We start from the raw sequence: 23,565 nt of genomic DNA, 5'->3' as shown, positions 1-23,565 counted from the left end.
AAACGCCTCCTTAAATCAGTCTTTTACTACTGCCAAAATATCGTTTTGTCTCATAACCAGATATTCTTCGCCATCAAATTTGATTTCCATTGCGCCGTATCTGGAGAAAATAACATGATCCCCTTCTTTCAGCACCATCTCAACCTTTGTATCCCCAACCATACCTCCAGGGCCTACCGCAACAACAATTGCCTCTTGGGGCTTTTCCTTGGACTGAGATGTTAAAATCAACCCTGATTTTGTTGTTTCTTCTGCCTCCAACTGCTTTAATACAACCTTATCTCCTAATGGTGAAAGTTTCATATCATTACCTCCTTATTTGTATCTGTTAGCACTCATCGTTATCGAGTGCTGATTTCTGATATTATATTAGCATTTTTTCAAGAATATTCAAATTTTATATTCAGTTATTTTATGCCAAAATTGGTTTAATTACTATAAATTTTCTAGAAATCAATGCATTTATCAATTTTTACTCATATTTACTTCATTTTTCTTAAAATTCCATCTTTGACTAAAAATAATTAGGAAAATCAGGATTTTCATCCCCTTTGGATTTTCACTCTTCTTCATTTCATTGCACATAAAAATCCCTCTAAGCATTCCCATTTTGGGAAACAAATTAAAATAGGGTTCCCAAAAAACAGGGGCAATATCATTTATATTGCCCCACAGACTGTAGACAAACCTATTTTATAAAACGAAAGGGCATAGAAACGAAAAGTTCCCCAAGTAGAATCCGCAGGATGAGCTTTGCCCATCCGAGGAAAATAGGGCGTTTCAAGACCTTTTGGTCGCAGGAACACATCTATTTGTCCTCTGCTAACTTGAAAAAAGCTTGAAGGAACTGAACTTTTTTCAAAGGGTGTCGACTTTATCGACACCCTGAGGGGCAATATCATTTATATTGCCCCATTCCTTTGTAATGCCTAGAGGGAGTCTATTATTCTTTCTTCATTTGGTCGATATCTGAAACAGCGGACAACGCAGCAACCAAACCTTCCCCAACCGCCTTGGCAATCTGGTATGGTGCACCGGTACAATCTCCCGCCGCATAAACACGAGGTAAATTTGTAGCCATATGCCGATCAACCTCAATATTTTTACCATCTGTTTTTAATCCGAAAATCAAACTATCCGGAGGCATGGTATTCTTTGCAAAGAAAATACCATCACAAGTTATTGTATCTTTATCTGTTTCCAAAGCTGTTAGCTTATCTCCACCGCCAATGACTGCCTTGGGCTTTGCTTCCAAAACCGTCACATTTTCCTTCAGATATAGAATATTTTTATATAACGGAATATAAATCACTTCTTTACATATATCTGCCAAAAAGTTTGCTTCTGCTTCGCCTTCCTCGTTTTCACTCACAACCACAACCTTTTTGTCACGATACAGCATCCCATCGCAAGTTGCGCAGTAACTAACGCCCTTACCCAGATAATCCATCTCGCCGGAAATCCCCTTGCTTTTGCTAAGTCCGGTAGCCAAAATAATGGCTTTTGCTTCAATGAAATTATTCTCTGCATTAATCATATAATGCTCACCAACATTTAAAACTTGGGTAACACGGCATTCCTGAAACTCTACCCCATTTTTTACAGCATGGGAATAGAAACGATTTAACATCTCTTCTCCATTAACATCCGGCAATCCCAAATAGTTATCCACTTTTTCTGCGGCATATAATAAGGAACTGTCCAAGCTTCTTCCGAAAATACAAACCGTTTTATTCCGCTGACGACAGTTTAGTGCAGCAGATAGGGCTGCGGGTCCACCGCCAATAATTGCAACATCTAGCATATTAAAACCTCCTAACTTTTTTAAACCAATCAAAAGCTATATTTCTCATTTCTCAACAAGTCATTCCAAATCAAAGGAAAAATTAAGGCTCAAATAAATGAATACCTAACAATAAGCTAATTACGTAACAAAGATGATGAATCTTAAATCATGATATTCATATCATTTATTGTTCCCTTCAAAAAAATATTCTATCCCAATATTTTCCTAAGGTTTCAATTATTCTAACATAAAATCACGAATTTGTCAGTGCCTTTTGCACGTAATCATCCTTTATATTTACGACAAAACATTTATAATAGCAAATGTTATATCAACCATAAACAAAAATAGACACTTACCATGAAAAAACGAAGATTTCTTTGTTTTTCCATGGCTTGTGTCTGTAAAACATTCAATAATTATAAATTACTTTTCTTTTTCTGCTGCTCTGACTTCAATTATTTTTTTCTGAATTTCCATTGGAGCTTCTTCATAACGTTCAAAATAATGTTTATATTCACCACGGCTTTGTGTCAAAGAGCGTAAATCAGTAGCATATTTATGCATTTCTGAAGCAGGAACTTCTGCAATAATACATTTTTTACTCCCGGCTGCATCCATACTCAAAATACGTCCACGTCGCTTATTAATATCACCCATAATATCGCCCATGTATCTTTCGGGAACCAGCACCTCAACATGCTCAATGGGCTCCAGCAAAGTGGGTTTTGCCTGAGGAATACCCTCTTTGAAAGCAACGGCAGTTGCCATCTTAAATGCCATTTCGGAGGAATCTACAGGATGATAGGAACCATCAGTCAAGGTTGCCTTTAAACCAACAACGGGATAACCTGCCAAAACTCCACTTAAAACACATTCCTGCAAGCCTTTTTCAACTGCAGGGAAATACTGCTTGGGTACAGAACCCCCGAAAACTTTCTCCTCAAATACATAAGGCACAGACATATCACCACTGGGCTCAAATTCCATAACAATATCGCCAAACTGACCGTGTCCACCGGATTGTTTCTTATAACGCCCTCTTACAGAAGTCTTTGCCTTAATCGTTTCTCTAAAAGGAATAATTGGATCTAACAAGTCAACCTCAATTTTATATTTTGTTTTCAATTTATTTACCATTACATCAAACTGCTGTTCTCCAATCCCATATAGAAGTGTCTGCTTTGTTTCTTTGTTTACTTCCATCTTAAGCGTAGGATCTTCTTCTCTGATTTTTGTCAATGCGGCAGAAAGCTTATCCTCATCCCCTTTTCCCTTAGGTTGAATTGCCATGGAAAGAACAGAGCTTGGCAAAGGCAGTTTTGGGATCAAAATAGGATTTTCTTTTGCAGCCAGTGTATCCTGTGTGGATGTGTTTGTAAGTTTCGCTAACGCACCAATATCACCTGTATGCAGCTCTTTTACTTCAATTTGTTCCTTGCCTCTTACAATATAAATATGGCTAACCTTTTCAAGGGTATCTTTTTCAACGTTATAAATACTGGTAGAAGTATCCAATTTTCCTGTCATTACTCTAAATAAATTCAAACGACCGATATAAGGGTCAGAAATCGTTTTAAACACAAATGCGGAAAAAGTTTCATCTTCTGAACTGCATAGGACAGTATCCGTCCCATCAATAAATGCATGGAAATTTTTCTTTGCCTCCATTGCAGGAGGTGTAAATCTTACGATTGTATTCATCAATAATTTTACGCCATAGCCCAATGTTGCCGAGCCACACATAACCGGTGAAATACTCCGATTCTCAATACCTACAAGCAAACCGTCATAAATTTCTTCTTCAGTCAGTTCTATATCATTAAAGAACTTCTCCATCAATTCTTCACTGCTCTCGGCAGCTACTTCTACCAACATAGAACGGAGAACCTCTACTTCATCAACTTTATCGGCAGGAACCTCACAAGGCTGCAATTTGCCGTTAACTTTCTTTCTTGCATCTTTTTTAATCAGATTAATAAACCCAATAAATTGACCATTTTCATCATTAAAAGGAATTTGCAATGGTGCAACTGCCTTACCAAAATTGCTTCTTAAATCTGCCAACGTTTTTTCAAAGTCTGCATTTTCGTCATCCATTTGGTTTACAAAAAAAATCCTTGGGAGATTCGTTTCTTCCGTATACTCCCATGCTTTTTCTGTTCCAACCTCAACGCCTGATTTTGCTGAAACCATAATAAGTGCTGTATCGGCAACACTCATTGCCAATTTTCCTTCCGCAACAAAATCAAAATAACCTGGTGTATCTAGGAAGTTGATTTTTGTATCCTGCCACTCAACGGGTAATACAGATGTATTGATTGATACCTTACGACGAATTTCTTCTGCTTCATAGTCACTAACGGTATTGCCCTCATCCACTTTCCCAAAGCGCTTTGTCGCACCGGAGAAGAAAAGAGCTGCTTCGGCATATGTTGTCTTACCGGAACCGCTGTGACCCAATAGAACTACGTTTCTTACTTTGTCTGCAGTGTAATTTTTCATAATACCAACCTCCTGATTCAATTTTTAATGGCGAAAATGCCTTTTTTGTATATACGCTTACACAAGTTATATTTATTTCACAATATATACATTTATTATCTTTCTTCACTTGTATTGATTTTCCTTTATAATTAAATACCAAAAAAAACATTCGTCACTTTACACTGAAACAAGGCTTATTTATTGTAAGTTTTTCAAAATTAAGTTGTATATATTTGGTAATTTCTCATAAATATCGGCGCATTCTTTTTTAAGCATATAAAATAATAATTAATCTTCATTTTTTCATACCATGACCGTTTTCTTATTATCCAAATTACAGAAGCATCATTCATCTTCATCTCAAAAAAGGGCAGCTATAAAAATATAGCCACCCCCTTTTAAAGTCTTTTATTCTTTCAATTCATGATGGTGTAATTCATCAATATCCTCCACCGGAGGCTTCAAACCTTGAATTTCAATTTCATTTTTTTCAGCATAATCCCACAAAGCTGCATGCAGTGCTTCTTCTGCAAGACAGGAACAGTGCACTTTCACAGGAGGTAATCCGTCTAATGCCTCCATAACAGCCTTGTTAGTTACTTCTAAGGCCTCCTGAATTGTTTTTCCTTTCACCAATTCAGTTGCCATTGAACTTGTTGCTACAGCAGCACCGCAACCAAAGGTTTTAAATTTTGCGTCCAAAATCCGTCCACCTTCTATTTTCAAATATACTTTCATAATGTCGCCGCATTTGGCATTGCCTACCTGTCCTACCCCGCTTGCATCCTCAATAACGCCAACATTTCTAGGGTTCATAAAATGGTCCATTACTTTTTCGCTGTATTCCATATGAGTTTCCTCCTTAGTTGTTTAATCTTATGCTTTTTTGTTGGTAACTTCCTCGTATAATGGTGACATATCCCTTAATTTTTGAACAATTTCAGGAACTTTTTTCAATACAAAATCAATTTCTTCCTCTGTATTCATGCGATCTAATGTTAATCTTAAAGAACCATGGGCAATTTCATGAGGTAAACCAATTGCCATCAAAACATGGGAAGGATCTAAAGAACCCGAGGTACAGGCAGACCCACTGGAAGCTGCAATTCCAAAAGCATCCAATAATAGCAGCATAGACTCTCCCTCGATATAAGAAAAAGAAATATTACAGTTGCCTGGTAGTCTGTCAGTTGGGTGTCCATTTAAACGGCTATAAGGAACATTTTCCAAAATGCCGGTAATCAATTTATCTCTCAACTGAAGCAAACGTTTTGTTTCAACATCCATTTCTGCAGTTGCCAATTCTACCGCTTTTCCTAATCCAACAATACCCGGAATGTTTTCTGTCCCAGCACGTTTTTTCTTTTCCTGTGCACCTCCAAAAATCAAAGGCTCTATAGAGATCCCTTTGCGAATATAAATGGCACCGATACCTTTTGGAGCCCCTAACTTATGACCACTCATAGAGAGCAAATCAATTTTCATCTCATCCACGTTAATGGGGACGTGGCCAACTGCTTGCACCGCATCCGTATGAAATACAACACCATGCTTTTCGGCAATTCTTCCAATTTCTGCGATAGGTTGAATGGTTCCGATTTCATTATTCGCAAACATTACAGATATTAAAATTGTTTCCGGGCGAATACTTTTTTCAAGTTCTTCCAAACGAATCTTGCCAAACTCATCTACAGGTAAATAGGTCACCTCATAGCCATTTTTTTCCAAATATTCACAAGTATGCAAGATCGCATGATGCTCAATTTTTGTTGTAATGATGTGGTTACCTTTCCCTCTCAATGCTTCTGCAACCCCACGAAGAGCCATATTGTCACTCTCGGAACCGCCGGCAGTAAAATAAATTTCCTCGGTTTTTGCTCCAATTCCCTTTGCTACCTGTTCTCTTGCCTTTTCCAATGCTTTTTTGCTTTCTTTTGCAATACTGTACACACTGGATGCATTGCCATAATAGTCTTTAAAATAGGGAAGTATTGTCTGAAATACTTCTTCCCTTACAGGTGTTGTTGCTGCATTGTCCATATATATTTTAGTTGCCATAAAAATGCTCCTCTCGCCAATTTTTATATCATAGTATTCCTATATGTTTTATGTGTTAAAAATATCATTTTTTTTATAGTTTGTCAATAGATTTTATGAATAATCTGACATAAGTCACAAATAATATCATTTATTATGGGATTACATCCATAAACCATGGTTTTTTTCATTTATTGTTCCTTTTTTATGGATTTATCTTTCGCACTGTCGATTTTCACTTTATAATCATTTTATGACATTTTGCTTTATACTATTATATTCCCTTTGCTAAATGAGGTGTTTCTATGGAATTTCACGAAAGGCTCAAACAACTGAGAAAAGAAAAAAAAATGACACAAGCGGCTTTGGCAAAAGAATTAGCTTACGGTGCAACCGCTATTTCAAATTATGAATCCGGTCATAACCAGCCTTCCATTACCGACTTAAAAAAAATCGCTTCTATTTTTAACGTTTCCATGGATTATCTTTTAGGGGTAAATGAAATTCGTCGTCCATATGAATCTGATAAAAAGGCAGACGATTACGAAACATTCATTAAATATTTTGAAATATTGGAGGAAAGAGGAAGAAAAGAGTTGCTTCTTTATATTCAATGGCTTTTAAATCGGCAAGAAAATTCTTATGAAGACCCTTATGTGGATGTTTATGGATTTCAAAACTCTTCCTTGCAGGTGGCACAAAAACCCAAAGATTTTAAACTATAGTTATAAAAAAAATAAACGGTATTTTCCTCAAAGAAAAATACCGTTTATTTTTATTTCATATCACGAACCTTTTTTCCCTTCACGCAATTCTTTCGCAGCAGTTAACGTAGCTGCAGTTATATTTGTGCTGCCCATAAGACGTGCGACTTCCTCAACAGAAGCCATCTCATCCAGATTTTTCACCCTAGTTATAGTTTGTTCTTTCTTTGTTTGTTTCTCAATAAGAAAATGTTTGTCTGCCATAGCAGCAATTTGGGGTAAATGAGTGATACAAAGAATCTGCCGTTTTTCGCCAATAACACTCATCTTTTTTCCGACTTTTGCAGCGGTTCTACCACTGACACCTGTATCAATCTCATCAAAGATAAATGTTTCAATTTCATCCGCATCCACCAAAACAGATTTTAAGGCCAGCATAACACGACTCATTTCTCCACCGGAGGCAATCTTGGCAAGAGGCTTTAAATCTTCCCCCTTATTGGCAGAGATCAAAAATTCAACCTTATCCTTACCCGTTGCATTCCAATCATCCCGGGACACCACCTGTATATAAAATCTGGCATTCTTCATTTCCATATCCTTCAAAGAATCCTCAATTTGTTTGGCAACCCTCTCTGCCGCTTCCTGACGCAAAGCTGTTAGCTGCTTACCACTTAATTCCAAAATGTGCTGTTCCTTCTCTCTCTCAGCAGTTAATTGGATAACCCTTTCTTGACTGTTCGAGAAAAACGCAATTTCCTTTGTGATTTTCGCATAAAAATCTAAGGCAGCCTCTATGCTTCCACCATATTTACGCTTCATTTTATATATAATTTGGAGTCTCTCCTCCACCATTTCTAATTCAGCTGGGTCATCCTCTAAATTTTGGGCATATCTCTTCACTTCTCTTGAAATGTCCTCCAGCTTTGCATAGACATCTTCAAGACCACTATAATAGCCCTCTAAAGTTGAATCCAAAGTTATGCACTCCCGAAGCTTGGCAACAGCAACACTTAGATTATCACAGGCAGAAGGCAGGTCATCCGTTCCATCATACAAAAGGCTGGCACTTTCACTCGTTAAGCGCATTAAACGCTCCATATGCGTCAATCGCTTTTTTTTCTCAGTTAATTCTTCTTCTTCTTCAACAGATAAAGCCGCGTTTTCAATTTCTTCCTTTTGAAAATTTAAAATATCCAAACGCTGTTCCCTTTGGGCCTCGTCTCCCATAAGTTCTTCCAACTGTTTATCAATTTCTTTTCGCTTTTCAAAACTTTTCTTGTAAACCGACATCACCTCATCAAACTCACCGGTGCAAAACCGATCTAATAGACGAATGTGCTTTGATGGGTTTAAAAGGGATTGGTGCTCATGCTGTCCATAAATATCGATTAAATCGGCAGCCAGTTCCCGTAGCATACTTATGGTTACAATGCTGCCGTTAATCCGGCAAACTGACTTGCCCGCATCGTTCAAAGTTCGGCTAATTAATAAAGTTCCGTCCTCTTCAGGCTCTATTCCACTTTCCTCAAGTCTGCAAGAAAAATTTCTATCCTTTACTGAAAAAAGTGCTTCAACTAAGGCCATTTTTTGCTCTTTTCGCAAAAAATCCTTCCCCATTCTTCCGCCCAACGCAAATTGAAGAGAGTCAATTAGCATGGATTTACCCGCACCGGTTTCTCCGGTTAGAATATTTAACCCTTTGCCAAAAGAGACTTGACACTCCTCAATTAACGCTACATTTTTAATATGTAAATTTTCCAGCATAGGCCATTCCCCCTTTATCGGTCCTTATGCACTATGAATGATACGATACAGCTTTTCAATAATAATGGCAGCCTGATTGTGGGTTCGAACCACGCAAAAAACAGTATCATCCCCCGCAATGGTACCTAAAATTTCTGTATTTTGCATATTGTCCAAGGCTACAGCAACTGCCATGCCCATCCCTTCCAAGGTTTTAATAACAATCATATTTTGGGCATAGTCCATCTTAATTACGGCTTCCTTAAACACGCGTGTTAACCTTTCGGTAATTTCCGTATCATTGCCTGAAATTACCGCATATTTTTGACGTCCCTTTTCCGTTGCAATTTTTGTCAGCTTCATCTCGCGTATATCTCTGGATACTGTAGCCTGTGTAACCATAAAACCTTCATCACACAACCTTTGCGCCAATTCATCCTGCGTTTCAATATCATAATTTTCAATTAATTCAAGAATTTTTGCATGTCTAGCAATCTTCATGGCCCACGCCTCCTTTTTCTTATGTCTTTATTTTGATAATTTATGGCGCAAAACATCGTAAAAGTTCTGCGAATTTGTTTTTATGATTGTGGTGTAAACCGGCGCCCTGCGTATTTGCACAACTTTTTTCCCCGTTAAACTCCAGCTATCCTGACCATCGGCACTAATGGTAAAAGCGGTATCTTCACGAGGATTAATCTCCACTGTAACCACATCATCCGCCGAAACTACGATAGATCGGCTGGTCAAGGTATGAGGTGCAATGGGGGTAATTGCGATAATTTGCGCATCCGCCTTAAGAACCGGTCCTCCTGCGGAAAGATTATATGCCGTAGATCCCGTTGGCGTACAAATAATAACACCATCTGCCCGTAAAGTATTGACATATTCATCATTGACAAATACATTAAACTCCAAAATTTTATATAATAAACCCCGGGTAATGCAAATATCATTCAGGGCATTAATGCCGTCAATACGGCCATTATCCGTTGCAATTGAGGTTTGAAGCATCATTCTTTTTTCTTTTTTATAATCCCCCATTAGGACTCTATCAATGGCGTATTCGGCTCTATTTTTTTCCTCTGCCGTTAAAAAACCCAGTGTACCTAGGTTTATCCCCAATATGGGTATATTATATTGACAGACTTTTCTTCCCACGCCCAATATGGTTCCATCTCCCCCAAGAGAGATGATAAAGTCCGAATGTTCGTAAATTTCATACTCCTTTCTGGCGTACATTTCCAATCCTGCCAGCTCTGCAATTTTTTCCGATAGTTGGGGAATACAGCCCTTTTCTAATATGTGTCTTACCAAACGCTTTGTTACAGCCAGATCTTTATCCTTATCAATATTGGGAACTATTCCGATTTTTTTCATTGACCACCTCATTTCCCATCAAAGCACTTCATGGGATTTCCCCACAACATCTTCTATAAGGAAATGTACCTCCTCCCTTGACACCCCTTGATGTTTTTTATCTAAATAAATTAAATATTCAATATTCCCTTCGGGACCTTTTATGGGTGAGAAGCTAAGACCTAAAATCCCAAGCCCCTGCTCTAATGCATAATTTGCAATGGTTTCGATTACCTCCTTATGCACCCCAATATCCTTTACCACTCCTTTTTTTCCAACTTTTTCTCTTCCCGCCTCGAATTGCGGTTTAATCAGACATACAAGTCGGCCTTCTTCCTGCATTACTCCTAAAACCGCCGGCAATACCTTGGTTAGGGATATAAAAGAAACATCAATGGATGCAAAATCTCCTTCATCAGGCACTTGTTCGTGGGTAATATAGCGAACATTGGTTTTTTCCAAACAAACCACTCGCTCATCATTCCGCAGCTTCCATGCAAATTGACCATAACCAACGTCCACGGCATAAACCTTTGCAGCACCATTTTGCAGCATACAATCGGTAAAGCCTCCCGTTGAAGCTCCGATATCCAAACAAATTTTTCCATCCAGAGAAATTCCAAATTCATCAATGGCCTTTTCCAGCTTGTAGCCCCCACGGCTAACATATTTCATCTTGGGAGCCCTAAGCTCAATGTTGGCTGTAACAGGAATTTTTGTACCCGCTTTATCTTCTTTCATTCCTTCAACGTATACGTTTCCTGCCATAATATATGCTTTTGCCAGTTCTCTGGATGTTGCCAAATTTTTCTCTACCAACAAGACATCAAGTCTTTCTTTATCTGCCATAGCCTTCTCCTATTTTTTCTTTCATTTTCCTGTAAATACCTTCGCCATCCAACCCATAACGGGCAAACAATTGGCCCTGGGTTCCTTGCTCAATAAACTTATCCGGAAAAGCCAAGTTGGTGATGGAAACCTGATAACCGCCATCACTGTAAAATTCCAAAACCTTTGAGCCAAACCCACCTTTTCGAAGATTATCTTCTACAGTAAAAATTTGATCACAATCCAATGTAATTCCCTTTAATAATTCCTCATCCAAAGGAGAAATAAAACGCATATTTACAAGCATAGGTGCGTCCAAGCCATCTTCCACCAATCGCTCTGCCGCTCCCTTTGCTGCTTGAAGCATATGACCTTCGGCTAATATGGCAATGCCTTTTCCTTTTTGTATTACTTCTGCTTTCCCAAATTGAATAGGCTGTTTATGTTCGACAAAATCCATATCTGCCGTTCCCCTGGGATAGCGCACAGCAACGGGACCCTTACAAACATTCACTGCAAACTCCAACATTTCTTCTAATTCCCAAGCATTTTTGGGGGATAATACCGTCATATTGGGAATGTGCGTCAAAAAGGAAAGGTCAAAAACCCCCTGATGCGTTTCTCCATCGGCACCAACAACTCCGGCACGATCGATGGCAAATACAACATGCAGGTTTTCCATACAGACATCATGAATTACTTGATCATATGCCCGTTGCAAAAAAGAAGAATACACCGCAAACACCGGCACCATACCTTGGCTCGCCAATCCTGCGGCAAATGTAGTCCCATGCTGTTCAGCAATGGCGACGTCGAAAAAACGCTTGGGGAATGTAGCTTGAAAAGCCTCAAGGCCCGTGCCACTACACATGGCAGCCGTAATTCCTACCACATTGGGATTATGCTTCCCCAATTCCACCATTTTTTTGCCAAAAACTGCAGACCAGCTTAAGCCACCGCTTTTTCCAACCCCGTTTCCCGTTTTTATATCAAAAGGCCCAACACCATGAAAATGTCCCGGGCTTTTCTCCGCCGGCAAATATCCTTTCCCTTTGGTTGTTTTAATATGAATTAATATAGGTTCTTTCGTATCCTTTACATTTTGAAAAATTTCCAGCATTTCTTCTAAATTATGACCATCTACAGGACCAATATATTTAAATCCGAATTCCTCAAACACAGCACCTTCTAAAAATAAAACCTTTGCACTGTCCCGAACTTTTTCCAAAACCAAGTAAGTTGCTTTTCCTAAAAGGGGAACTTGATCGCGAAATTGCTTAAAGTTGTCCTTGAGCATACGATAACGGTTGCTTGTACGCAGGGTGTTTAAGTGTTTACTGATTGCCCCTACATTATTGTCAATGGACATCTGGTTATCATTGAGAATAACAATAAAATTTGTTTTTTCCCGTCCTGCATTATTCAACGCCTCATAGGCAAGGCCGCCTGTCATAGAGCCGTCGCCAATTAGGGCTATTACATTATTCTTCTTGCCTTGTAAATCTCTTGCCTTGGCAATCCCCAGCGCCGCCGAAATAGAAGTAGAGCTATGCCCGGCCGCAAACGCATCCGCTTCACTTTCATTTGGTTTAGGAAAACCGCTTAGACCATCTAATTGTCTTAAAGAAGAAAAACCAGTTTTTCTCCCTGTCAATATCTTATGAATATAGGCTTGATGCCCAACATCCCATACGATTTTATCCTCCGGAAGATTGAAGATGTATTCTAACGCCACCGTCAACTCTACTACCCCTAGGTTTGACGCCAAATGCCCCCCCGTCTTGCAGACATTTTGCAGTAAAAACCGTCGCAACTCTCTGCAAAGGGGGTCCAACTCTTCTTTTTTAAATTTTTTTATATCTCCGGTGGTCTGGATTCTATCCAATAGTCCTCCCACAAATTCACCTGCTCTCATCAATCTTATACCAAAAGACCTACCGCAATTCCCAAAATGCCTCCCACAAAAACTTCTAATGGTGTATGCCCTAAAAGTTCTTTCAGCTTTTCCATATCAGGAACCTGGTGCTTTATAATCAGCATATTAATAATTTCAGCCTGTTTTCCTGCCGCTCTTCTAATTCCTGCCGCATCATACATCACAACAAAAGAAAAAATCAAAGCAACTGCAAATAAAGGAGAGTCAAAACCATTATACTTTCCGATGCTAATAGCCAGCGCCATAACCAAGGACGTATGGGAGCTTGGCATACCGCCTGTTCCCACAATTCTGGTAGCATCAAAGCGTTTTTCTGTAATAAAAGTCAAAATTATTTTTGATCCTTGGGCAATTGCCCATGATATGATCGCCGCCCATAAAGGCATGTTATATGCGATTTTAGAAAACCCCATACTCCCATCTTCTTTCTTACGTCGTCCCAAATAATTAATAGGTTCTTTTTGTCAAGTATTCGGTTAAATCTCTTAAAAAATCACAGCTTTCCCCCAGTTCCAACCAAATGGCCATTGCCTCATCTGAAAGCTTGCAAGCAATTTCTCTGGATTTCTCAATACCATATAAATCTACATAAGTTTTTTTCTCATTTTTTTCGTCACTATGAATGGGCTTACCTAACTCTTCCATGGTGCTTGTCACATCTAAAATATCATCTAATATCTGAAATGCCACGCCGATTTTCTCCCCGGCAAGGGCAAATTTCCCGATAACTGTTTCTGTTGCGCCGCCCAAAATAGCTCCTGCTTTTAAAGCTGCACAAATCATGGCTGCTGTTTTATTAATATGGATAAAATCCAAGGTCTTTCCATCTAACGTCTTGCCTTCATAAAATACATCCACCACTTGACCTACCAGCATTCCGTGAATTCCTGCGCCGTGGGCAATGGCCTGCATGGCTCCTGTTGTTTTTTGGCAAGGATTCAAGCAACAAGCATCTGCCATGATTTCCATAGCATTGTGCAACAAGCCATCTCCTGCAAGAATTGCCATATCCTCACCAAAAACCTTATGATTCGTCAACCTTCCTCGGCGGTAATCATCGTTATCCATAGCAGGTAGGTCATCGTGGATTAAGGAATAGGTATGAATCATTTCCATAGCGCAAGCAAAAGGCACTCCTTCCTCTCGATCACCGCCAACGGCTTCACAGGCCGCCAAAACCATCATGGGGCGTAGGCGTTTTCCTCCGGCAAAAAGACTATATCTCATGGCCTCAAAAATAATAGGGGGAAACTGCTCCTGCTTGGGAATAAAATCTTCCAATTTTGCTTCGATATATGCAATCCATTGGTTCATTTGTTCTTTTAGTTCAGTCATAACTCCTGCTCCTTCGTTTGAAAAGGTTCCTCCTGCCACAAGCCCGCTTCCTTGCGCAAAAGCAAAATCTCGCCTTCCGCACTCGTTAGCTTTTCCTTGCAAAATGCAGAAAGAACCATTCCTTCTTTATAAAAAGCCACAGCCTCATCCAAGGAAACCTCTTCCGTTTCCAGCCGTTCCACAATTTCCTCCAGCCTTTGTATGGATTCTTCAAATGTCCGTTTCTTCTTCGCCACGAGCCATCACCGCCTTTTCCAGTACCTTTGCTTTGATATATCCATCCTGAAGTCTCAAACGAAATTCTTCCCCAACACCAACTTGGTTCACAGAAACAATTGTTTTTTCATTTTCTTTCATAGCTATCAAATATCCACGCTTCATAACAGCAAAAGGAGAGGAGGCATGCAACCTTGCATCAAGGGCTCCAATCTTTTCTCCACAGCGCATCAGCTTTTGGTCAGTCCCTTTTATCATGTCAAACACAATTCTATCCAAAAGAAGCTGGGTGTTATGAATTCGCTCCAAAGGACGTTTTAAAACAGGGCGCTCTTTTATATATAACAGCCTGCGTTTGGCATCCTCCAAAATCGCGATAACATTTCTTTGCAGGTGGTTTTCAAGCTGCATTACCTCTTCTACTTTTTGCAATAAAGGCTGTGTAGCCAATTCTGCAGCAGCAGAGGGAGTAGGTGCCCGTAAGTCGGAAACAAAATCCGCAATGGTAAAATCCGTTTCATGTCCCACAGCGGAAATAACTGGTGTTTCCGAGGCAAAAATAGCTCTGGCAACCTTTTCTTCATTAAATGCCCACAAATCCTCGATAGAACCACCGCCGCGACCAAGAATAATTACCTCTGCCTTTCCCCACGCATTCGCAAGTTTCAAGGCTTGCACTATATCGTCAGCGGCTCTTTCCCCTTGTACCAATGCTGGAAAAATAGCGATTTTCACCCTTGGATCCCTACGTTTTATAATTTGAATAATATCTCTCACCGCTGCTCCCGTAGGTGATGTGATTACGCCTACGGTTTCTATATGAGACGGAATTTCTCTTTTAAAATCCTGATCAAACAGGCCTTCTTCCTCAAGCTTCCGCTTCAGCTGTTCAAATGCAATTTGCAAGGAACCAATGCCCGCCGGCTCCATCATTTCGGCATACAGCTGATATTGCCCCGTTTTTTCATATAAAGAAACATGGCCGTACAAAATGACACTCATACCGTTTTCAGGCAAAAAAGGCAAGCGAAATGCATCTTGCTTAAACATTACGCAGGAAATTGCGCCTGTAGCATCCTTTAAGCTGAAATAAAAATGTCCACCTGAATGTGCTTTAAAATTAGAGATTTCACCTTTTACCAAAAGGCTGCTCAAGATGAAATCGTTCTCCATCAGGTTTTTGATATATCTGTTTATTTGTCCTACCGAAAAAACCTTTGGCTCAATCATAAGCACGCTCCTTTAAAACAAAAACGGCTCTCTGCTTGCACAACAGCAAACACAAACAATTCCTTTTAATTCATTCTATTTTCACCCATGGTTTTATAGTTTTATTCAAACTAAGAACAATTAACAATAAACCTACCAAAAAAGATAAGTCTTTTCAGTTCCGGATTTTTTAAACAACCCTTTATCTTGCTGCCACCTTACCCAAGATGCCGTTAATAAAACCGGGGGCTTCATCCGAACTAAACTTTTTCGCCAATTCCACAGCCTCATTTATGGCTACACCCACAGGAGTATCCTGGCTAAAGCACAGCTCATATACCGCTAAACGAAGAATGGCCAAATCCACCTTAGACATTCTGTCTATATTCCAGCCCTTTGCACATTCCCCAATCATAAGATCAATTTCTTCTAAATGACCTCTTGTACCTTCAACCTCGCTTAAAATAAATTGTTTATCTTCCACCTCAACAGGTTCTTCTTTTTCCGCAAAGAAAATTTCTTTTACCTGTTCATATTCCTCCGCCTTATTAAAATCCATCTGGAACAGCAGGAAAAACGCATTTTTTCTGGCACTTCTTCGGCTCATAAATTCAATCCTCCACAAAATTAAAAAGGACAAATACCACCCCGTAATTTGGAGTGGTATCCCAACAACTCACTGTTTATTCCTCTTCTTGCACCTTAGTAGCTTTTTCTTTTACAATGCCAGTCACACAAACATTTACCACAGGAACAACAAGCCCTGTCATGGTTTCAACGGCATTTTTAATCTTTTTTTGCACCTCTTCGGCAATATTTTGAACTTTGGTGCCAAAGTTTACGATGATATCCATATCAAGAACCACTTCGTTCTCATCCTTTGCAACCTTTACGCATCTTGTTTGCCCTTTTTTCCCAAAAAATTCTGTTAAAGCTTTGGTTGTGTTTCCAGAAACACCCTCAACCTCCAGTGCGGCAGTAACCGCTATGACACCGATCACTTCATCAGCAATCTCAATTTGACCTGCCGTGGTTTTATTTTCAGACATTATCAATACCTCCTGTCTTTTTATACATGATTCTATGCATTTATAGAAAGCTCATACATAATAAGCATTATTGGGTTTCATTATACCAGAAAAAGTAATAGGATGCAAATAAATATGCATCCTTTAATCACACATAATTAAACAAAATTAAGCGGTCATCATAAGAAAACATAAATGCCCAACAGCGGCTTCACAGCCATTTTTTTGTCAAGTCCCCAATGAAAAAAACGTAATGGAATACCTGCGTTTTATAGCCGCAAAACCGTTTTTTGGTTTATCAATGTCTCTATTTTGACCGCCTAACAACAAGATTATATTGTTTGCCTTTAACAAACTTCTGTAAAAAAACAGTATTGTCTGTTTCCTTTATTTTAGTATTGAAAATCATGTCTGATACAAAAATATTGCAACTCGGGAATAGGAAAATCTAAGTAAGCCTTTACAAGAATAAGTATATCTTTTACTTTACTAACGGATTTATTCTGATTTGATCCGCTTTAAAGCCTGTTTTCCGTTTTACAATATCCTCAATCTGCGCAACCTCTGCATCCGTCAGTGTTTCCTTATCTACCACAACGTCAACTGTTTCGTCGTCGATACGCACATACGCTTCCTCAAAGCCTTTTGACTCAATCATTGCTTCCGCAGCCGTCTCTTTTTCGATCCTTTGCTGTAGTTGCAACATGCTGTCACTGCATTTGTCCTTCTGCCCCTGACTAACATTTTCATTATTCATCATTTCCGTTAAAATATCTTTTTCCTTAGCTCTTGCCTGTTCTCTATCCAATTTTGCCTCGGCAAAAAACTGAGAACCATCCTGGGCAGCATCCGCACTTACAAATACAGCCGCACCATCTCCCGTTGTATCGGAAACTTCTGCGGTAATGGGATCCAATCCAATTTCACTGGCAGAAACGTCATCCGGTAACGTATCATAATCCGTAATCACAGCAGCCGCATCCCCTTCTTCTGTAAGCTGCAAAGCCGTTTTCGTTTCCTGGGAGGCCTTGCTGTCTTGAAAATTCAAATACCCTGCCGCAGCAATCATAACTGCCAGTGCTGTAACCACTACCTGATTTCTTTTAATAACAAACATCTTTTTTCCCCCTTATTTCATTTTTAATATTGCGATTTTATGAGCCGGCACATCCAGCAGTGCCTGAGCCGCGTTGCTTAAAGCTTCGCAAACCACGGCATTGTCTCCGCCTTCTGCCACAATCACCACACCTTCCACTTGGGGAGAATGCTCCATCAAGACCAAAGGAGATGTATTTCCATTTCCATCCTCTGTCATTACCACAGTTGACTCCTTACGCAAATCTTCACTGGTTTTTCCACTTTCCTGAGAATGGGATTCCTCCGTCTTTTCTTCATGTGCCACCACACTTTCTGTACTTGCACAAAATGTCAGCATTACGTCAACCTGCCCCGCCCCTTGAATTTTGGAAAGGATTTCAGCCATACGCCCTTCCATATCTTGTTCACTGTAATTATGTACTTCCGTTGTTTGTTCCTTAATGCTGGCTTCGGCCACTTTTTTCTCCGTAGGAAAAAGGGTTTTTCCTAGAACCAAAAGAAGCACACCAATCAATAGTGCTAATAATATGTTATTGCCTGTCTTTTTATTTTCCGGGCGAAACAAATCCCGCCAAAAGTCTTTTTGCATCTTATGTCACCCTTCTTTCGTCATTTTTCCACAGAAACCGCTTCTTCCGGCAATCCATACCTTTTGGCGGCATAGGTCTGTATTTTTCCCGCATCTTCATCAGCACAACCAATTACAATGCTGTCTATCATGCCGTAGTCCTCATCATCAATATCTTGACAAAAAGTAATATTTACCCACTCAATATCGAGATACTTTTGTGCCAAGTCTTCCTTGACTCTATCCTCCAGCACCTGACCATAAGCCGCAGTTACCCTTTGCTGTTCTATTTCCTCATACTCCTCAGATGATAGAAAATATTTTTCCATACGAGCCTGATTCTGAAGCAAGCCAAGCTCCATATATCCTTTATCGGTACCGAAGATTCGTAAAAACGGATTTAAAACAGCAGTTAATACCAATACACCAAGAACCAACTCAACATATTTTCGAAAGGAGCCATCAGGCATTAGCATACAGGCCAAAGCAGAGAAAATGGTCAAAGCCGTTATAGTTTTTATATATGCGCTTAAAGCCGCCATCATTCCAATTCTCCTTTCTAGAAACCGCCTAAAAGTAATAAGGCGGAAAAAAGAAACATCCCTTCGGCAAGAAAAACAACCCCCAATAATAATGCTGTATAATCCCCCGCTGCACTAATACAGTCTACCAATCGTTCTTCACAAATAAATTCTGCCGCTGCCGCTGTCACCTTAAAAACCAAGAGGATTACAGCAAGCTTTACCAACAATGGGATACACAACAATAACAGAAAAATTGCCGCCGCCGCCAAAGTTCCGCTTTTTAGCGTTCCCGCCACCGCCGCCGCTGTTTCCACGGCACCGCCCATGACGTCACCCACAACAGGTACGGAACCTACGGCGATTCTTGCCGTTTTTGCTGCAAGGCCATTCAAAGCACCCCCACCCACCTTTTGAAGGGACAGTAAAAGCATAAAAAGAATGGCCGCTCCTTTTAATACCCAAGAAATGCCTTGGCGAAATAACTGTGCAAAACGAGACAATATGGGTTTCTCCGAAATATGATCTGCCATTTCCAAAGCCACTGCCAGAAGAATGGCTGGTATAATAAAATCTCTGATGCCAAAGGTCAACACCGTGGAACCACCCATAATGGTGGGACCCATGAGCGCTGTTTGGGTGAAATTCCCACCGGAAACAGAAAGCACCAAAAACGCCGGAAGCATACCCAAAAAAACTTTACATATATGGTCTACCCTCTCCACAACTATAGAAGAAAGGCTATAAAACGAAGTGATAATCACCACAATTAACACCATATAGCACACATAAAATCCCATTTCCCCCACTGACTTCCCATGAAAGGAGCCGCTGAGTTGCTTTAACACCGCACTAAGTATAACAACTAAAAGTAATTGCGTAAGTAAACGGCCCTGGGCCTTAAATTCCCCAAAAGCCAATTCGCCAATGGTATCAGGTAGATCTTTGAAGGAAAAAGAGTATTCTCCTGAAATGATATTACGTACCATAGATGAAAAGCTTGTCCCGTCATCTAGGCGAGCATCCACATTTTCCAAATCTAAGGAATCCAATTGATTTTCCAATAAATCCTCTGCATACACAGGAGAGGGTAGGAATCCTAAAAATAAGAACAATATAATTATAATTTTTTTCATTCTCCCTCCCCCTCTAAACTAAATTCATTACTAATTCCAAAAGTGCTGTTAAAACTGGTGCAGAGGCTGCCATAATCAAAATTTTACCCGCCAATTCAACCTTAGCTGCAATGGCACTTTCTCCAGCATCTGCGCAAAGCTGAGACCCAAATTGCGCCAAGTAGGCAATACCAATAATCTTAAGTACAATTCCAAAATAACCACTGCCTACACCTGCTTTTTCCGCAGCATCCCTTAACAGTGCAATTAATCCGCTTAGGGGCGTACAAATCGTAAAAAAGATCAGGACTCCCGCCGCTGCAGAAACCAAAAGGCTCATTTGCGGATTTTCCTTTTTCAGCATCACCGCAAATATGGTAGCCACCAGCCCCAGCGCAATGATTCGCCCCATTTCCATGGTCTAACCCCCTTACAATTGAAATAGCGTCTGTACCGTTTCAAAAAGGGTACTGATATACTGAATTACCCAAAACAAAACTACCACAAGGCCCGCTAACGTTGTCATCATCGCTTGCTCTTCTCTGCCGGCTCGAATCAAAACCTGATTCAAAACTGCAACCAAAATCCCCACCGCTGCAATACGAAATACAATATTAATTTCCATAACCTACTCCTCCCCCTTACGCTTACAACAGTGTAATTACAAGCAAAAGTCCACTGAGCACACCCATGCTATAATATAAGCGTCCATTTTTATCCAGGCGTTTGCTGATTTTTTCCTGCACTTCCCGTAAATAATGCAAAAGCATATCCATACTGCCTTCCTGCTGTTCTTTTTCCAAAAAACCAAGGGTTCGGCCAAAGGCAGTCAGTTCTTCTAAATCTACGGCAGTCAAATAGGATTTTTTTCCCACCTCTACCCATGTACTTTCCCAAATTTCCTCTGCCGAATTTCCTTGTCTTTCTTCCATTCGGTTTGCGATTTCTTGAAAGGCCAGACCAGCCACACCCTCAGTTTTCCAGCTGATTTGCCCTAATAATTCCCCTAACGGCGTCCCCAAGTATGAGATTTGATTTTTCATCAACAAAATTCCCCGTTCAATTTCGCCCAACTCATTTCGCCGATATTTTTCCTTTGCGGCAAAAGCAAACCCCACCAAGGTTGTTGCTGATACAATTAAAAATGCGCCGATGCCTTGAATAATCATGATTTTACCTCCTTTCAAACCGTTTTTTACCTTGCGTATCCCAAATTTCCTCTACCGTTCCAACCCCACATCTTTTAGAAAGAAATAAAACTCTGCCATTTTCCATTTTCTTAAGCATTGTTTGCATCTTCGTATTTTTTAAAAGCCCGTCCATATCGTTGCCATGAACTGTTGAAATCAGCGTTACACCCCCATGAAGTAATTCCTCAACTCCCATAAAATCCGCCTCCTTTCCCAGCTCATCCACGGCAATGATGTCAGGGGTCATACTTCTAAGCAAAAAAAGCATTCCTTCAGCTTTGGGGCAGTTTTCCTGTACATCCGTACAAGGTCCTATATCCATTTGGGGCACTCCGTCTTTCATGGCTGCAATTTCACCACGTTCATCTACCACACCAACGTTATAGCTTTCTCTGCAATTGATACCATAGCTTAAACAACGAATAATATCCCGCAACAACGTTGTTTTGCCGCAACCGGGCGGAGATACAATGAGCGTATGACAGAGCCCATTGTTTTCAAACAAATAGGGAATCCACTCTTCACCGCATCCCTTAACCTCCCCAGCAATTCGAATGTTTAAGCTGCTGATTTGTCGAAGGGTTTTTACCTTTCCGCCCTCGAGAACCGCTTTGCCGCAAAAACCAACACGATGTCCACCGGAAACCGTCAGATAACCCTGCTTCAATTCCTCTTCAAAGGCATATAAGGAGTACCCTCCCAATTTTTCCACCGCTTCCTTAATATGCCGGCTTGAAACGATCCATTCTTTCTCCCCATCCTTTAAAAAATATTTGTTTTTATTTGTTTTTACAAACAACGGTCTCAAAGCACGGAGTCGTATTTCTTGTATTTGCTCATTCCGTAATGTCGTCTCCTCCTTTAGCCTGTTTTTTACATCAAAAGGCAATAATCTCCAAACTTCTTCAAATATTTCCATTGTTTCACCGACTTTCTCTTGCAATTTTTTCGAAAAATTAACAAAATGTCTTTTTTTTATTCATGTTTTGTGATATACTCATTAAAAAATTATTTAGAGAGGTGCCAAAATGTTTTCGATTCTACTAGGCTTTTTTGATGCACCTACACAGGAATTAATGAAAGATTTTTGTGATCAGTGCGGTCAAATAAATGTTTCTTGTGCCAGTACAAAAGAAGAATGGTTCACTCTTTTTGAACAACATAAATATGACTGTTTCTTTTTTTCCTTCGAAAAAGATATCATGCTTGTTCGCAGCGTAATTTTCACCTTGCGAAATCGTGATGAACACCAGCACACGCCTATATTGCTTTTTTCAACCAAAATTGAATACCTTATTACGGCATTTGTTCATTGGCGGTCGTGTGAGTGTTTTCTCTTACCCTTGGACAATAAAAGGAAAGATGCATTAACTAGCTTGTTACATTACTATGTGAGCCTGTACAAAAAAATACACTGTGATGATCGCAAGTTTTGTCAGATTAATACATCAAAGGGATTATATAATCTCCCATACAGTGAAATTCTTTATATTGAGAGCACAATGAAAAAATCGATCATTCATCTTAAAAATGATGCTATTTACGTTCCATGCCCACTTTACCAGGTGCGAAGCATGATTGCTGACAAAAACTTTGTCCAAACACACCGTTCTTTTATCGTCAATTTGGAGAATGTTTCCTTTGTGGATAAATCTAAGGAACCTTGGGGTATCTTCTTTTTCAATTCAGACAAAGAAGCCTTTGCTAGCAGAAGCCATAAAAAAACACTTCTGCCCTTTTTCCCGGGAACCGATGATGATATAACTTCAAACAACCTTGAATGAAATGGAGATATAACTTATGGATCCTTTTACAATTGTTGCTTTTGGTGACAGCCTTACTTACGGATATGGCGTTTTGGATCAGGTCGCATTTCCGGCCTGTTTAAAGAAAGATTTTCCTAAGTGGCGCATTATCAATAAAGGTGTCAATGGCGATACAACTAGGGATGCATTAGAGCGTATTAAACAGGACGTTCTGATTTTCAATCCTCAGATTGTCACCATTTTTTTTGGTTCCAACGATTGCTCCTTGGTTGAAGGCTATTACCTTCCACTAATAGAATATGAAAAAAATTTGCGTTCCATTACCGAACTTGTACTTTCTTTACAACATGAAAAGAAATTTAATAACGGGACAGCCCTTCCTATTTTCATTACACCTCCCCCTGTAGTAGATACAGATTTTTTTCCTTTTACTACTACAGACCGAGTGAAGCTTTATGCTGAATCAGTAAAGAAGATTGCCGCAGAATATCAGTGCCCTGTGGTTGACTTTTTCTCCGCTCTTTGGGCAAAAAAAGAAGAAGAAGGCTTCGAAGACTTCTTCCAATTTGATGGTATTCATCTAAGTAATAGGGGCTATGCATTACTGTACCCATTGATTCGAGATACTATAACAAA

At 39.7% G+C, this 23,565-nt stretch carries 27 protein-coding genes; 3 read left to right on the top strand and 24 right to left on the bottom strand.

What is annotated here, in order from left to right; translation table 11 throughout:
• Positions 1-15: 15 nt before the first annotated feature.
• From P9Q65_RS01050 to nifS, 5 genes are all read right to left on the bottom strand, one after another.
• Positions 16-303 carry a co-chaperone GroES gene (locus tag P9Q65_RS01050; RefSeq protein WP_304507228.1) on the bottom strand — a complete coding sequence of 96 codons (288 nt, stop codon included), beginning with the start codon at positions 301-303 and terminating at the stop codon, positions 16-18.
• Positions 304-943: 640 nt separating this feature from the next.
• Positions 944-1,804 carry an NAD(P)/FAD-dependent oxidoreductase gene (locus P9Q65_RS01045; RefSeq protein WP_304507227.1) on the bottom strand — a complete coding sequence of 287 codons (861 nt, stop codon included), beginning with the start codon at positions 1,802-1,804 and terminating at the stop codon, positions 944-946.
• Between the two features lie 408 nt (positions 1,805-2,212).
• Positions 2,213-4,291, bottom strand: coding sequence for an elongation factor G (gene fusA, locus P9Q65_RS01040; protein WP_304507226.1), 2,079 nt, complete (start codon positions 4,289-4,291; stop codon positions 2,213-2,215).
• Between the two features lie 390 nt (positions 4,292-4,681).
• Positions 4,682-5,122, bottom strand: a complete 441-nt coding sequence (gene nifU, locus P9Q65_RS01035) for a Fe-S cluster assembly scaffold protein NifU (RefSeq protein ID WP_304507225.1) — start codon at positions 5,120-5,122, stop codon at positions 4,682-4,684.
• 27 nt (positions 5,123-5,149) lie between these two features.
• On the bottom strand, positions 5,150-6,331 hold the full coding sequence (gene nifS, locus P9Q65_RS01030; RefSeq protein ID WP_304507224.1) for a cysteine desulfurase NifS: 1,182 nt from the start codon (positions 6,329-6,331) through the stop codon (positions 5,150-5,152).
• A gap of 284 nt (positions 6,332-6,615) precedes the next feature.
• On the opposite strand from nifS, the gene P9Q65_RS01025 reads away from it, so the two are divergent.
• Positions 6,616-7,035, top strand: coding sequence for a helix-turn-helix domain-containing protein (locus tag P9Q65_RS01025; protein ID WP_304507223.1), 420 nt, complete (start codon positions 6,616-6,618; stop codon positions 7,033-7,035).
• A gap of 60 nt (positions 7,036-7,095) precedes the next feature.
• Here P9Q65_RS01025 and recN read toward each other — a convergent pair whose 3' ends face one another.
• The 19 genes from recN to spoIIIAA form a co-directional block, all read right to left on the bottom strand.
• Positions 7,096-8,781: a DNA repair protein RecN gene (recN, locus tag P9Q65_RS01020; protein WP_304507222.1), complete on the bottom strand. Its 1,686-nt coding sequence runs from the start codon at positions 8,779-8,781 to the stop codon at positions 7,096-7,098.
• A gap of 24 nt (positions 8,782-8,805) precedes the next feature.
• On the bottom strand, positions 8,806-9,261 hold the full coding sequence (locus tag P9Q65_RS01015; RefSeq protein ID WP_304507221.1) for an arginine repressor: 456 nt from the start codon (positions 9,259-9,261) through the stop codon (positions 8,806-8,808).
• A 27-nt stretch (positions 9,262-9,288) separates the two neighbouring features.
• Positions 9,289-10,140 (bottom strand): NAD(+)/NADH kinase, encoded by an 852-nt coding sequence (locus P9Q65_RS01010; protein ID WP_304507220.1) that lies wholly within the window; start codon positions 10,138-10,140, stop codon positions 9,289-9,291.
• Between the two features lie 18 nt (positions 10,141-10,158).
• Complete coding sequence (locus tag P9Q65_RS01005; protein ID WP_304507219.1) at positions 10,159-10,968, bottom strand: TlyA family RNA methyltransferase; 810 nt, start codon at positions 10,966-10,968, stop codon at positions 10,159-10,161.
• Positions 10,958-12,844 (bottom strand): 1-deoxy-D-xylulose-5-phosphate synthase, encoded by a 1,887-nt coding sequence (gene dxs, locus P9Q65_RS01000; RefSeq protein WP_304507218.1) that lies wholly within the window; start codon positions 12,842-12,844, stop codon positions 10,958-10,960. Before dxs ends, P9Q65_RS01005 begins: the two co-directional genes overlap by 11 nt.
• A 23-nt stretch (positions 12,845-12,867) precedes the next feature.
• Entirely contained in the window at positions 12,868-13,296 is a 429-nt protein-coding gene (locus tag P9Q65_RS00995; protein ID WP_304507217.1) for a divergent PAP2 family protein, read from the bottom strand.
• 34 nt (positions 13,297-13,330) lie between these two features.
• Positions 13,331-14,218, bottom strand: coding sequence for a polyprenyl synthetase family protein (locus P9Q65_RS00990; RefSeq protein ID WP_304507216.1), 888 nt, complete (start codon positions 14,216-14,218; stop codon positions 13,331-13,333).
• The gene (xseB, locus tag P9Q65_RS00985; RefSeq protein ID WP_304507215.1) at positions 14,215-14,454 is read right to left on the bottom strand and encodes an exodeoxyribonuclease VII small subunit; all 240 of its coding nucleotides are present in this window, start codon (positions 14,452-14,454) and stop codon (positions 14,215-14,217) included. The genes P9Q65_RS00990 and xseB overlap by 4 nt, the downstream gene beginning before the upstream one ends.
• Complete coding sequence (gene xseA / locus P9Q65_RS00980) at positions 14,429-15,664, bottom strand: exodeoxyribonuclease VII large subunit (RefSeq protein ID WP_304507214.1); 1,236 nt, start codon at positions 15,662-15,664, stop codon at positions 14,429-14,431. Before xseA ends, xseB begins: the two co-directional genes overlap by 26 nt.
• Positions 15,665-15,845: 181 nt before the next feature.
• Positions 15,846-16,250: a transcription antitermination factor NusB gene (nusB, locus tag P9Q65_RS00975; protein WP_304507213.1), complete on the bottom strand. Its 405-nt coding sequence runs from the start codon at positions 16,248-16,250 to the stop codon at positions 15,846-15,848.
• Between the two features lie 76 nt (positions 16,251-16,326).
• Entirely contained in the window at positions 16,327-16,692 is a 366-nt protein-coding gene (locus P9Q65_RS00970; protein WP_304507212.1) for an Asp23/Gls24 family envelope stress response protein, read from the bottom strand.
• 460 nt (positions 16,693-17,152) lie between these two features.
• Positions 17,153-17,788 (bottom strand): SpoIIIAH-like family protein, encoded by a 636-nt coding sequence (locus tag P9Q65_RS00965; RefSeq protein ID WP_304507211.1) that lies wholly within the window; start codon positions 17,786-17,788, stop codon positions 17,153-17,155.
• Between the two features lie 12 nt (positions 17,789-17,800).
• The gene (locus P9Q65_RS00960) at positions 17,801-18,358 is read right to left on the bottom strand and encodes a hypothetical protein (RefSeq protein WP_304507210.1); all 558 of its coding nucleotides are present in this window, start codon (positions 18,356-18,358) and stop codon (positions 17,801-17,803) included.
• A gap of 20 nt (positions 18,359-18,378) precedes the next feature.
• Positions 18,379-18,882 carry a stage III sporulation protein AF gene (locus tag P9Q65_RS00955; RefSeq protein WP_304507209.1) on the bottom strand — a complete coding sequence of 168 codons (504 nt, stop codon included), beginning with the start codon at positions 18,880-18,882 and terminating at the stop codon, positions 18,379-18,381.
• Positions 18,883-18,896: 14 nt separating this feature from the next.
• Positions 18,897-19,994, bottom strand: coding sequence for a stage III sporulation protein AE (locus P9Q65_RS00950; protein WP_304507208.1), 1,098 nt, complete (start codon positions 19,992-19,994; stop codon positions 18,897-18,899).
• Between the two features lie 13 nt (positions 19,995-20,007).
• The gene (spoIIIAD, locus tag P9Q65_RS00945) at positions 20,008-20,391 is read right to left on the bottom strand and encodes a stage III sporulation protein AD (RefSeq protein WP_304507207.1); all 384 of its coding nucleotides are present in this window, start codon (positions 20,389-20,391) and stop codon (positions 20,008-20,010) included.
• Positions 20,392-20,403: 12 nt separating this feature from the next.
• Complete coding sequence (gene spoIIIAC, locus P9Q65_RS00940) at positions 20,404-20,598, bottom strand: stage III sporulation protein AC (protein ID WP_066051238.1); 195 nt, start codon at positions 20,596-20,598, stop codon at positions 20,404-20,406.
• A gap of 22 nt (positions 20,599-20,620) precedes the next feature.
• Positions 20,621-21,142, bottom strand: a complete 522-nt coding sequence (locus P9Q65_RS00935; RefSeq protein ID WP_304507206.1) for a stage III sporulation protein AB — start codon at positions 21,140-21,142, stop codon at positions 20,621-20,623.
• A gap of 4 nt (positions 21,143-21,146) precedes the next feature.
• Entirely contained in the window at positions 21,147-22,082 is a 936-nt protein-coding gene (gene spoIIIAA, locus P9Q65_RS00930; protein ID WP_304507205.1) for a stage III sporulation protein AA, read from the bottom strand.
• Positions 22,083-22,191: 109 nt separating this feature from the next.
• Here spoIIIAA and P9Q65_RS00925 point away from each other — a divergent pair, with 109 nt between their 5' ends.
• Together P9Q65_RS00925 and P9Q65_RS00920 are read left to right on the top strand one after the other, a co-directional pair.
• Complete coding sequence (locus P9Q65_RS00925; RefSeq protein ID WP_304507204.1) at positions 22,192-22,947, top strand: LytR/AlgR family response regulator transcription factor; 756 nt, start codon at positions 22,192-22,194, stop codon at positions 22,945-22,947.
• Between the two features lie 16 nt (positions 22,948-22,963).
• On the top strand, positions 22,964-23,565 hold a 602-nt coding region (locus tag P9Q65_RS00920), incomplete at its 3' end, for a GDSL-type esterase/lipase family protein (protein ID WP_304507203.1).

This window comes from Anaerotignum sp. (genome assembly GCF_030625865.1).
Lineage (GTDB): Bacteria > Bacillota > Clostridia > Lachnospirales > Anaerotignaceae > Chakrabartyella.
This window is presented reverse-complemented; position numbering and strand designations above follow the sequence as displayed.

Coding starts and splice junctions, on each gene's coding strand:
- P9Q65_RS01050 (WP_304507228.1), bottom strand. CDS start 303: ATGAAACTTTCACCATTAGGAGATAAGGTTGTATTAAAGCAGTTGGAG.
- P9Q65_RS01045 (WP_304507227.1), bottom strand. CDS start 1,804: ATGCTAGATGTTGCAATTATTGGCGGTGGACCCGCAGCCCTATCTGCT.
- fusA (WP_304507226.1), bottom strand. CDS start 4,291: ATGAAAAATTACACTGCAGACAAAGTAAGAAACGTAGTTCTATTGGGT.
- nifU (WP_304507225.1), bottom strand. CDS start 5,122: ATGGAATACAGCGAAAAAGTAATGGACCATTTTATGAACCCTAGAAAT.
- nifS (WP_304507224.1), bottom strand. CDS start 6,331: ATGGCAACTAAAATATATATGGACAATGCAGCAACAACACCTGTAAGG.
- P9Q65_RS01025 (WP_304507223.1), top strand. CDS start 6,616: ATGGAATTTCACGAAAGGCTCAAACAACTGAGAAAAGAAAAAAAAATG.
- recN (WP_304507222.1), bottom strand. CDS start 8,781: ATGCTGGAAAATTTACATATTAAAAATGTAGCGTTAATTGAGGAGTGT.
- P9Q65_RS01015 (WP_304507221.1), bottom strand. CDS start 9,261: ATGAAGATTGCTAGACATGCAAAAATTCTTGAATTAATTGAAAATTAT.
- P9Q65_RS01010 (WP_304507220.1), bottom strand. CDS start 10,140: ATGAAAAAAATCGGAATAGTTCCCAATATTGATAAGGATAAAGATCTG.
- P9Q65_RS01005 (WP_304507219.1), bottom strand. CDS start 10,968: ATGGCAGATAAAGAAAGACTTGATGTCTTGTTGGTAGAGAAAAATTTG.
- P9Q65_RS00995 (WP_304507217.1), bottom strand. CDS start 13,296: ATGGGGTTTTCTAAAATCGCATATAACATGCCTTTATGGGCGGCGATC.
- P9Q65_RS00990 (WP_304507216.1), bottom strand. CDS start 14,218: ATGACTGAACTAAAAGAACAAATGAACCAATGGATTGCATATATCGAA.
- xseA (WP_304507214.1), bottom strand. CDS start 15,664: ATGATTGAGCCAAAGGTTTTTTCGGTAGGACAAATAAACAGATATATC.
- nusB (WP_304507213.1), bottom strand. CDS start 16,250: ATGAGCCGAAGAAGTGCCAGAAAAAATGCGTTTTTCCTGCTGTTCCAG.
- P9Q65_RS00970 (WP_304507212.1), bottom strand. CDS start 16,692: ATGTCTGAAAATAAAACCACGGCAGGTCAAATTGAGATTGCTGATGAA.
- P9Q65_RS00965 (WP_304507211.1), bottom strand. CDS start 17,788: ATGTTTGTTATTAAAAGAAATCAGGTAGTGGTTACAGCACTGGCAGTT.
- P9Q65_RS00960 (WP_304507210.1), bottom strand. CDS start 18,358: ATGCAAAAAGACTTTTGGCGGGATTTGTTTCGCCCGGAAAATAAAAAG.
- P9Q65_RS00955 (WP_304507209.1), bottom strand. CDS start 18,882: ATGATGGCGGCTTTAAGCGCATATATAAAAACTATAACGGCTTTGACC.
- P9Q65_RS00950 (WP_304507208.1), bottom strand. CDS start 19,994: ATGAAAAAAATTATAATTATATTGTTCTTATTTTTAGGATTCCTACCC.
- spoIIIAD (WP_304507207.1), bottom strand. CDS start 20,391: ATGGAAATGGGGCGAATCATTGCGCTGGGGCTGGTGGCTACCATATTT.
- spoIIIAC (WP_066051238.1), bottom strand. CDS start 20,598: ATGGAAATTAATATTGTATTTCGTATTGCAGCGGTGGGGATTTTGGTT.
- P9Q65_RS00935 (WP_304507206.1), bottom strand. CDS start 21,142: ATGATTATTCAAGGCATCGGCGCATTTTTAATTGTATCAGCAACAACC.
- spoIIIAA (WP_304507205.1), bottom strand. CDS start 22,082: ATGGAAATATTTGAAGAAGTTTGGAGATTATTGCCTTTTGATGTAAAA.
- P9Q65_RS00925 (WP_304507204.1), top strand. CDS start 22,192: ATGTTTTCGATTCTACTAGGCTTTTTTGATGCACCTACACAGGAATTA.